At 41.5% G+C, this 10,469-nt stretch carries 6 protein-coding genes, 1 tRNA gene and 4 pseudogenes; 4 read left to right on the top strand and 7 right to left on the bottom strand.

The window, feature by feature from the left end; all coding sequences use genetic code 11:
- Positions 1-54: 54 nt before the first annotated feature.
- Positions 55-255 (top strand): annotated as a pseudogene (locus ACOCD9_RS15000) (FG-GAP repeat domain-containing protein); the annotation flags it as partial.
- A gap of 1,089 nt (positions 256-1,344) precedes the next feature.
- Positions 1,345-3,683: pseudogene (locus ACOCD9_RS14995) on the top strand (beta strand repeat-containing protein).
- A 192-nt stretch (positions 3,684-3,875) separates the two neighbouring features.
- Here ACOCD9_RS14995 and ACOCD9_RS14990 read toward each other — a convergent pair.
- Positions 3,876-4,211: a hypothetical protein gene (locus tag ACOCD9_RS14990; protein ID WP_287701053.1), complete on the bottom strand. Its 336-nt coding sequence runs from the start codon at positions 4,209-4,211 to the stop codon at positions 3,876-3,878.
- A gap of 134 nt (positions 4,212-4,345) precedes the next feature.
- On the opposite strand from ACOCD9_RS14990, the gene ACOCD9_RS14985 reads away from it, so the two are divergent.
- A tRNA-Cys gene (locus tag ACOCD9_RS14985) sits at positions 4,346-4,416 on the top strand.
- A gap of 47 nt (positions 4,417-4,463) precedes the next feature.
- Here the strand turns inward: ACOCD9_RS14985 and mtnB are convergent.
- Positions 4,464-5,081 (bottom strand): methylthioribulose 1-phosphate dehydratase, encoded by a 618-nt coding sequence (mtnB, locus tag ACOCD9_RS14980; protein WP_419547873.1) that lies wholly within the window; start codon positions 5,079-5,081, stop codon positions 4,464-4,466.
- Positions 5,082-5,309: 228 nt separating this feature from the next.
- On the opposite strand from mtnB, the gene ACOCD9_RS14975 reads away from it, so the two are divergent.
- A complete protein-coding gene (locus ACOCD9_RS14975) occupies positions 5,310-5,690 on the top strand; it encodes a hypothetical protein (protein ID WP_002760482.1) in 381 nt (126 codons plus the stop codon).
- 10 nt (positions 5,691-5,700) lie between these two features.
- Here the strand turns inward: ACOCD9_RS14975 and ACOCD9_RS14970 are convergent, their stop codons facing one another.
- From ACOCD9_RS14970 to ACOCD9_RS14950, 5 genes and pseudogenes are all read right to left on the bottom strand, one after another.
- Positions 5,701-5,943 carry a hypothetical protein gene (locus ACOCD9_RS14970; RefSeq protein ID WP_353737347.1) on the bottom strand — a complete coding sequence of 81 codons (243 nt, stop codon included), beginning with the start codon at positions 5,941-5,943 and terminating at the stop codon, positions 5,701-5,703.
- A 102-nt stretch (positions 5,944-6,045) separates the two neighbouring features.
- The gene (locus tag ACOCD9_RS14965; protein ID WP_419547872.1) at positions 6,046-7,479 is read right to left on the bottom strand and encodes a TM0106 family RecB-like putative nuclease; all 1,434 of its coding nucleotides are present in this window, start codon (positions 7,477-7,479) and stop codon (positions 6,046-6,048) included.
- A 59-nt stretch (positions 7,480-7,538) separates the two neighbouring features.
- Positions 7,539-7,908: pseudogene (locus ACOCD9_RS14960) on the bottom strand (transposase); the annotation flags it as partial.
- Between the two features lie 124 nt (positions 7,909-8,032).
- A pseudogene (locus ACOCD9_RS14955) lies at positions 8,033-8,455 on the bottom strand (transposase family protein); the annotation flags it as partial.
- Between the two features lie 170 nt (positions 8,456-8,625).
- On the bottom strand, positions 8,626-10,035 hold the full coding sequence (locus ACOCD9_RS14950) for an IS4-like element ISMae7 family transposase (protein ID WP_419547874.1): 1,410 nt from the start codon (positions 10,033-10,035) through the stop codon (positions 8,626-8,628).
- Positions 10,036-10,469 lie beyond the last annotated feature (434 nt).

Genomic DNA, 10,469 nt, shown 5'->3' with positions numbered 1-10,469 from the left:
TATCAAACAGGGCTAACATCAGGATATTGGGGAGATGAAAATAACTCTCAGCAATTGATAGGAGACTTTAATGGAGACGGCAAAGATGACATTGTTAATTTACAAAGTGATGGGATTTCTAATAACTGGGTAGCTTTATCTAAAGGAGATGGTTCATTTAACCTTATTCAACGCGCTCAAGGGCTATCTATCGGTTTTTGGGGAGATGAAAATAACTCTCAGCAATTGATAGGAGACTTTAATGGAGACGGCAAAGATGATATTGTTAATTTACAAAGTGATGGAATTTCTAATAATTGGGTAGCAATATCCAGAGGTGAAAGATTTGGATATGATCTGGGTAAATTTGAAGACTATGATGATACCTATACTTATAATCTTGGCGACGGAAGTAAAACTATTTATGATAGTGAAAGCTATCAAGGAAAAACTCGTGATGGCGGTGTTGATGTTCTTCAATTTGATTCAAAAGCAGAAAGCTGGCTTTTATCCAATTGGGTTATTAAAAACAACGATCTGAATTTAGAGATTTTAATTCCCAGAAGATCGCTTGGCCCTGGCTATGCAGTCTCCGCAGACATGGTTCGCACAACTCTTGTAACGATAAAAGACTGGCTAAAACCCCAAAATCAAATCGAAATCTTCCGTTTTGCTGACGGAAAAGAATATGCTCCTACCCTTGGCCTTAACGGTTCCGTCACCCTGCAACCCCTCCTCGGCCAAAGCGAATACACCCCCGACACCACCCAACTCCCCAGCCAATTTAACCTTAGCCCCTATAAACTCGCCGTAGTTGACCTCACAGGCGACGGAATCCGCCTCATCTCCGCCGCCGAATCCCTCACCCAATACGACATAGATAACGACACCTACCCCGAACAAATGGGCTGGGTAGCCCCCACTGATGGCTTCCTTGTGCGAGATGTCAACAAAGACGGCTATATCACTGGACTCAACGAATTTTTCTCCCTAACCGCCCAAAACAACGTTACCCAACTCTCCAGTCTTGATAACAACGGCGATGGACTCATTAGTGCCAGTGATAGCCTCTTCAACGAACTACGAATCTGGACAGACACCAACCTCAACGGACAAGTTGAACTAGGCGAATTAGCCGCCCTTTATCGCTACGGAATTAATAACATTTCCGTCACTCCCCAAACCAAAGACTACACCGTTGCAGGCAATAAAATCACTGCATCCGCTTACTTTACCCGCCTCGGTTTTGATATTCGACCGACAGCCAAACTCCATGACGTACAATTTGCCTACGATCCCAATGGCGTAATACTAGAACAACTTGGTAACGGTATCGCCAAATTTAATTACGAAAATAAACCCGATATTATCTTTGCCGATGATTCCACTCAAAATATTAACCTAACCATCGATCCTAATGATACTTATTCTGCCACAGGTGGCACGGGTAATGACATCTTAACAGTTAAATCAGGTAGCACTAAAGGTGCAGTTCTCAGCGGTGGGGATGGTAACGATAAATTAGTCGGTTCTGGTGGCAATGATATCCTTACTGGAGGTGCAGGAAGTGATACCATTGATGGCGGTGCAGGAGATGATTTAATTACCATTGATAAAGACGACAATCTTAATAATATTAAAGGGGGAGCAGGATTTGATGTCTTAGTCATTGAAGGAGATGGAGATATTAACCTTATCCTTGATAATCTCGGTGTTGAGGTTGTCAATGGCAATAAAGGCAACAACAATCTTAAGGCAATTGGCTCTCAAAATGTCATCATCTCTGGCGATGCTGGCAATGATACTATTATAGGGGGTACAGGAAGCGATCGCTTAGAGGGAAATACTGGAAATGATGTAATTAATGGTGGTGAAGGAAGCGACATTATTGATGGGGGAGAAAACGATGATATTCTGACAGGAGTTAACCCCCAAAGCACAACCCCTGGGAAGGGAGAAATTGATAATATAACAGGAGGAACTGGACGGGATAAATTCATCCTTGGTGATAAAACTTGGATCGGTTATGATGATGGTAATACAACATCTGCGGGTAATAATGATTATGCCTTAATTACTGATTTTAACCCCACTGATGATATTATTCAGCTTAAGGGTTCAAGTATTGACTATTTATTGACTGTTTCTGGTTCTAAGACTAATCTCTACATCAACAAACCGGGAGCCGAACTAGATGAACTTATTGCAGTTATCAATAATCAAACAGCATTAAGTCTAACTGCTAGTTATTTTAGTTATGTTACTAATTCTAGCTTACCTACTATTAGCCTAGCTGTCTCTCCCGCAAGTGTTACCGAAGACGGGACAACAAATCTGGTTTATACCTTCACCCGTACTGGTGTAATGGTGTAACAACTAATGCTTTAACAGTCAATTACACCCTCGGAGGGACAGCTACCCTCAATACCGACTACACTCGTACAGGGACTACCAATACAGTCACCTTCGCTGCTAATTCATCCACTGCTACTATAACTGTTGACCCCACTGCTGATACCACAGTTGAACCTGATGAAACCGTCACCTTAACCCTCGCTGCGGGGACAGGTTATACAATTGGGACAACTACCGCAGTTACTGGAACAATTAATAATGATGACGTTTCCCAACTCTCGATTAACAATATCACCGTTGTCGAAGGTCAAGATAGTAATGCAATCCTTACCGTAACTGTCAACAATCCAAATCCACAACCAATTAGCGTCAACTATACCACCGCACCCATTAACGCTACCGCTAATGTAGATTACACTAGCAAAACTGGAACTCTCACCATTGCTGCTAATACTTCTACTGCTACTATTAGCATCCCCATCCTCAATGATAACCTTAATGAAGCAAACGAAACTTTTGCCATTAACCTCAGTAATCCCGTCAATGCAACTCTTACCAATAACAAGGGAATTGTCACCATCAGCGATACCTTAACCGCTAATGTCACCACTACCCTACCTGCTAATGTGGAAAATCTGACCTTAAACGGAACCGCAAATATTAACGGAACTGGTAACGCTGCTAATAACATCCTGACAGGTAATAGCGGTAATAATACTCTCAATGGTGGTGCGGGAATTGATACCCTAATCGGTGGTTTAGGGAATGATACTTATCAAGTTGATACTACTACCGATACGATTACGGAAAACGCTAACCAAGGTACAGATACCGTTCAATCTTCTGTAACTTATACCCTGGGAAATAACCTAGAAAACCTCACGTTAACAGGGACTACAAATATTAACGGAATCGGTAACACCTTAAATAATGTTATCACTGGTAATAGTGGTAACAATATCCTTAATGGTAGTGATGGGAATGATACCTTGATTGGTGGTACTGGTAATGATACCCTAACAGGGGGTGCGGGTAGCGATCAATTCACCTTCAACAACCGCAATGAAGGGATTGACACAATTACTGATTTTCTCTCCAGTCAGGGGGATAAAATTGCTCTCTCTGCTGCGGGTTTTGGCAGTGGTTTAGCCGCAGGAGTTGCGATTACAGCCGCTCAATTTGTGTTAGGAACAACTGCATTAAATGCCAGCAATCGCTTAATTTATAATACAATCACTGGAGGACTATTCTTTGATGGGGACGGGACAGGTACACTAGCAGCTATTCAAATTGCAACTCTTAGTTCTAAACCCACTCTTACCGCCTCTGATATACTTGTATTAGTTTAATCTTAATACAGCTTGTAGGGTGCGTGTTTGCGGTTAAAAAGGGCTGTAAGCGTTACATGGCAAGGATTTTAAGGTTTTATTCTTCTCAGCACTCTTAAGCATTAGGCTAAAATTGCTCGTCTGAAACCCTTACTCTGAGCCAATCAGCACTTTTTGAGAAGTTACATACTGATAACTGATCACTGATAACTGCTATTCATACAAAATCTCATCAAAACAAGCTTCTCCCACACTCGATAAAGTCCTAGCGGCAGCCTTATCGGTTTTCGACTTCTGCACGAGGGCGCGGAATTGCTGTAGATTGTAACGAGCTTGGAATTTTTTAATCGTGCAGTCGCATAGATCTTTTGCCACATCAGCAGCTAATCCCTCCCCGCGCGCTCTTTGTAAACATTCTTGACGATAACTGTCGAAAGTAGTGGCAGTATTAGAACTTTGGCTAAGGTAAACGGCATTATTAGCCTGTACTGGCAAGGATAAAGCTAATAAACCGATAAAAGTTAGTAAATATCTTTGATTTCCGATCATAATCGCTTTTTTAAGCCTAAAATCCCCCACTAGATTAGAGAACAGCTGCCTAAATTATAGATCGATCGCTTGACTCTTGGGTTCCACTCTTGGCAAACTGTCATCTGTTATGCTACGATAAATACTGATTGATCGGCGCCATCGCCAAGTGGTAAGGCAGAGGTCTGCAAAACCTTTACCCCCAGTTCGAATCTGGGTGGCGCCTTGGAAAATATCGGCATCTTTCTTTTATTGCCTTGTCTAAATGAAAATTTAACAAGGTTTTACTTGATAGGCTGCCACTAAATAGCGAAAAATATACTCAACTATCTCTAAATAATTCTCGGTAGTTTCTAGAGACTCACCCCACACCGTCACGCCATGGTAAGAAATCAGTAAAGCGGGAATTTCTGGGGGGAAAGTTGAGAATCTACTTTCTATTTCTGCGGCAATTTTCGGCACATCGAGATAGTTAGCAAAAACTGGCATAAATACTTGAGGATTTTCTACCCAAATACCTAAACCTTTCAACATTTCTAAGGGAGGTAACGATAACTTGTCCTCGCGAGCAAAACGGGAAACTAAATTCGCTTCCACCGAGTGGACATGATAACAAGCTTGCGCTTGGGGAAAGAGACAATAAATCACCTGATGAATGCTAGTTTCTGCGGAAGGACGATTATCCTGATGAGCTAATTCTCTGACTTTTCCCGTCAGATCCACGCGCACAAAATCCTCTTCTGTGAGTTTACCTTTACTTTTGCCACTGGCAGTAATCCAAAAACTATGATCATCAACTTTAGCGGATAAATTACCTGCCGTGCCAAGCATCCAACCCAGTTGATAAAATCTTCGGGCAGCTGCCACTAGAGATAGACGAGGATCGCTCATGGTTTTTAGAGATATGGTAGATAGGGACTGACTATTATAACAATCGGACGATCCACTCGCCAGCAGATTTGCTGAGGATGTCAGTCAAGATCATCTCGCTCAAAACTAAACCCAAGATAGAAGAGAGCGAGGAACCGGTGAGCAAAAAGGAAGATTTAATCGTGGCAATGTGTTAGGAATGTGTTAGGTTAAAGATAATTGCAGCTTTGATGAATCGAGGGTTGAGCCGTGAATAACAACTTTTTCCGTAGCTATTCTGTCAATGATTCTGGTTTGGGTTGTTTCTTATCTTTGATTTTAGTCGGATTGTTGTTAGGCTCGATCGGACTAGGTTGGTTAGTCAATGGGTTTTTAATTCTCGTGGCATTCCTAATAATTTCCCCCGTCATTGCTTGGGGGATTTTTCGCTGGTGGTTGCGACGCAATTTAGTTGAAGATAGCTGTCCCGTCTGTAGCTACGAATTTACGGGTTTTAATCGCACGGAATGCCAATGTCCTAACTGTGGTGAACCGTTAAAAGTGGCAGGGGGTAAGTTTATTATTCTCACCCCTCCCGGTACGATCGATGTACAAGCGATCGAAGTACCTACCGGACAGTTAGAAGATTAGGGTCAAACCATTACCATCTAGGCACGCGCACCAAGCTGAAAGCGGGGGATCTGAATTTTAACAATAACAGCAGTCCCAGCAGGTGAATTGACCAATGAACGAGAACTAAGCCCCAAATAATTGCAAAAATCAAACTACTAACGGCAAGAGCTTTAAAAATATCATTATCGGTCTTTTGATACCAGAGAAGACTAAGGAAGGAAAGCAGTAGGAGTAGAAGGAGAAAGAGTGGGGAGAACATGGGGATCACCATTGGGTGAGGGGACTGTTTTCACATCCATAGCCTATCATTTTCCCTTGACGGCTACGGGTAGCAGCGGCTACATTCCCCCCTATTTGTCATAAATCTTTAGAATCAAATTAAAAAGTTTACAAGCCAATCTTTTAGTATAAAGGTGGCGCGACAATCATCCTCATTGTAACGCAAAATAGCCGCCAATAAAGTCCGATCTCCTGTTTTTAACCACTGGTCATACCACCAAACGCATTGATCCCCGCTTACTCCTCGATCGCGCCATTGAAAGCCAATCCAGTTAGCGAGGGATTTTAAAGAATAACTTTCCACGGGAAAAGTTACCGAATTAACTACATGATAGTGCAGATCAAAACAGCGAGAAACTAACTGATTAATCAAAGAAGAAGGGGTTTTATAAAGATAACCTAATCGCTTAATTGTTTCCACTTCGTACTCAGAAAAATGAAAAATTGGTGCTTGATAATCCTGCATGACTAAGGTTAAAAATTCCTGCCAAATCCTGCCTTCATCTTCTGGCTTTTCTGCCAAAAAGGGATAAAACTGCTGGGTATTAACTCGATAATCAACGCGTAAAATCCCCAAAAGATAATCTAAATTCTGTTCTGGTTCCGCTTCGATGTCAAAATAAAATTCAATCTCGGACCTTGGTAGGGGGGACAAATAAGCAGTTTTGCCGTTGCTTTTGCGAAAGGCCCGATTTTCAATAATTGCTTGGGCCTGTAATTGTAACTGATTAGCCACCTCTACCCCCATCCCCTCCCCCATACGGGTAGGACAGGTAAGCGCCAGGGATTCCATGGTGGAAACCCCCAAAGACTGTAAAAATTGGTAACGACTGGGAGTTACCCCCGGGACTAAAGAAAGATGTTGACTCGCTTGGGCGATACCATAACAGTGACTATACCAATGACATAAACTGCAACGCTGACGCGAGATAAAAACTTCTGGTTCTTGGCGATTAATCACCATTTCGCCGAACTTTTTGATTATTTCCTCTAGTTTAGTTAACCAGAGATTCAATTCCACCCGATAGCGATTATGACGACGTAGGACAATTTCCGCGTAATTGGGAAAAACTCCCTGCATACTGGCTAATAAGTAGGCGTAAAAAGTAGCCAGCATCTTATATTCAGGCTTAGGACGGCGTCCGAGTTGAATATTGAGGGGATAATAAATCCAATCGCCAAATTTCGACTCTCCTGCCTGTTTAATTAATAAATGCGGGGAACCGGTTAAAGAGACGGGATAGCCAGATTGTAACAGGACTCCGTGATAAATACAGGATACCCCCTGACGCATCAAAGCTTCCGTTTCCCTAGCGGCGGCTAAAATATCGCTGGTGGGGGTAGTCAGGGAACAATAATCCGGATAGGAGTCTTGCAGGACTTTTTTAACGTGACTTTGACTCTCCTGGCGCAATTTAAGCAAAAAATCTCGCTCAGGGTCTTTTTCTTGGCTATTGCCGTAGAGATTTAAAAACGCACGGCGTTGACAACGTTGGTAGTCTAGAAGTAGATCATCGGTCAGTAGCATTATATACAAGGAGAAAAGTTAAGCTTTCCTGGACCAGTGAGTTGACACTCCCATCGCACTCATGCGAGGGATTCTTGGTTGATTGACTTAAGTTGTCTTGGCAGGAGTTCGGTGAGGCTCACTCGATCCGTGTTACTACCATCCAAGATAGAGCTTAAATCTCCCCAAGCGCTCGGTTCGACTACGCTCACCGAGCGCAAGTCGAACCGAGCGCAAGTCGAGGTGCCAGTTTCCAATATGCCCTATCGTAGCTTTTTTGAGTATATTTAATGCCGCCATCTTGTCTCTATCTTCCATATACCCACACAAACAAACATGAGTTCTGACTGATAGAGACTTTTTAATTAACCGACCACAATTAAGGCATTCTTGACTTGTATAGGCTGGATTAACTGCAATAGTTAATCGGCCGTACTTAATACCAAAATAAGTAGCTGGTTATAATTAAATTAAAAATGGATTTTAGGTTCGATCCCCCCTGCCCCCCTTGATAAGCTGTCCTTTAGTCACATCTTTCTTAACATTTCAAACCTTTGTAGCACAAGGCTTTCAAGACTGAGACAAACATAATAAAATTTTGTTGTTCATTGTTAGGATTCTTTAGGGTGTTTTTGAGACTTTTTCCATCTATGCCTAGCCAATTTATATCATCTCTTTGTCCATATTCTTGTAATGCCCATTCATTAAACATTTTTAACAAACTCTGCCATTTAACTCCCATCATTACCCTTCTAATTGTTGAATAGGATGGGACTCTTTCTGGAACTATGTTAAATTCTTGACTGAGCCTGTGCCGACCCTTCGACTTGGCTCAGGGCAAGTTATTTTTAGCAAACTCTCCTAGCTCTCTATAACCTGAGTATCCTAGCATTGTTCCCAGTATTATTACTACTAATACTATCCATAAAGGGTGTCTTTTTCTTTTATATTTCCGAAAGTCCTTGACTTGTTTTAGTTTTTCTATTAAGCTCAACATATATTTTAAAAGTTGGCGGTCACTTATCATTTTACCTGATAGTGATCGCTTTTACTTTTGATATTCTGATGGGAGAATGAATCAGCCCTACCTTAATCCCCCCTTCTATCCATTAGTCACATCTTTCTTAACATAAAATTTGACAAAAAGAGAAAAGTGTGCAAGATGGCTCAAGGAGGTTCTATGGGGGAACTAATTTGATGAGATAGTTTCCAAGTCTGGCTGATATCATGTAACCTTCGCAGTCCCAACCAAATAGTTTTAACACCTGGTTCACCGTCACCTTTTCTACCTAAAAACCCCCCAAGAGAAGCAATCATTCTGACCGCTTCCCTAAAGGAGGGCGGCTTTTCAGGTGGCGGACTCTTTTTATGAATAGTGGCACACAAAGATTGCCATTCATGTTCTTCCAAAAAACTTTCACAACTCTCCTCTCCGTGTAAGCGTGCTTGATAGGTTAACCAGAGTAATCTCCAAGCTACAATTGAATAGGTAGCTAAGGCCATCTCAATTCTACGACCCGTTTCTAATTGCAGTTTTTCTAATCCACAACCACTTTTTAAAACAAAATGATAGCGTTCTATCAACCAGCGATAACTATACCAGCGCACGCAGGTTATCGCTGATTCAAAGCTACTAATGTCTAGGCTAGTTAAGAGGAGCCAACTGATAGGATTAACTCCAGGACGCGGATTTTCTTCTTCAGCTAAAATTACCTGTAATTTGACCGGTTGACGAGGGTTCGCTTTCGAGTGATGCTTAGGTACTTGTATTTCAAAACTGGCAAATCTAACTGTTAGTTTAGCTAGTCTAGCCTCGTGATTAGGATTGCGTTTTACTTGCACATCTAGGCTACCACAGGCTTTAACTTCTCTGATGGATTGATGTAAATATTTAGGCTCTGGATGCCCTGACCTTTGCTTGTCTTCGAGATAGTTAACTTTTCGGTTATGAGTTCCTCGGATTAATAAATGAGAGTTAGGACTTCTTGATTGGGCAAATAAATCAAATATGTCTGCCTCACAATCTCCGATTGTTACTACTTGAATATCTTCGGGTATTTGTTGCTGTGTTTCTGATAAAGAATCTAACCATCTTTGACTTTCTTTTTCTTCGGTTTCTCTTTTTTTTCTTTGCTTGGCAATCCCTAAATTCTTTTCTTCTCTTGCCCAGACATATTGATTAATCAGTCCTAAAGGTATTCCTTGCGGTGACACTCCTAATGTGGTATGAACTTTGAGACCAAAGGATTTTTTATAATCTAGATAACCCATTCCTTTTTTGGCTTTTTGCGTCGTAAAGTCTAAACTTGTTGTGTCTTGCACTGCCAAAACTATTGGATGTTCTTTGATTCTTTCTACTGTACTTTTGGCTTGGGCGGCAATTATATCTGACGGGTGAAAATAGGGGGAATTCCAAAAGTCGTAGGTGGCACTCGCTGCGGCTAGATTTCCCGAAGCTTGTGGCACACTTGTACTAGGTTGGCTGGCCAAGTTTTCTACGATACTGATTAACCTTTTCTTTCTTCTGGTGTCCCCTAGGTCTGCATACTGTAATTCTTGGGCTGCCCATTTCTCCATTTTTTTGCTTACCTCCACCTTAATTCCTTCTTTCAAAACTATACCTATCAATCGTTTCCCCTTTTTTTAAGTTTCTTCTCTTTTTGTTAAGAAAGATCCGACTAATGGATAGCCTTATCAAGGGGGGCATCTGATAATTTTTAACGCCTACCTACTTATACTAAATCCGTTGAGTAACGCACAGAAAACGGGTTTCTCCGAGAAACCCGTTTTCTACTCATGCACTCATGCAAAAAGAAGCGCATCGTGGTCAGTGAGTTGCTCGAACTGCCTGCGCTCAAAATTTAATTTTCTGGCTCCTCCGAACTTGTCATGTAAAATTAAATAAAAAACAGACAATTATTGCTGACCAATAAAACAATAATTTATCTTTAAAAGCTCACTATGCTTGCAATACAGCAATTTATTGGTTAAAATATAAACAGCCAAGACCA

It is taken from the genome of Microcystis sp. (assembly GCF_048564745.1).
Taxonomy (GTDB): domain Bacteria; phylum Cyanobacteriota; class Cyanobacteriia; order Cyanobacteriales; family Microcystaceae; genus Microcystis; species Microcystis ichthyoblabe_A.
Note: the sequence above shows the minus strand (reverse complement) of the source record. Positions and strands in the feature narration are given on the sequence as shown.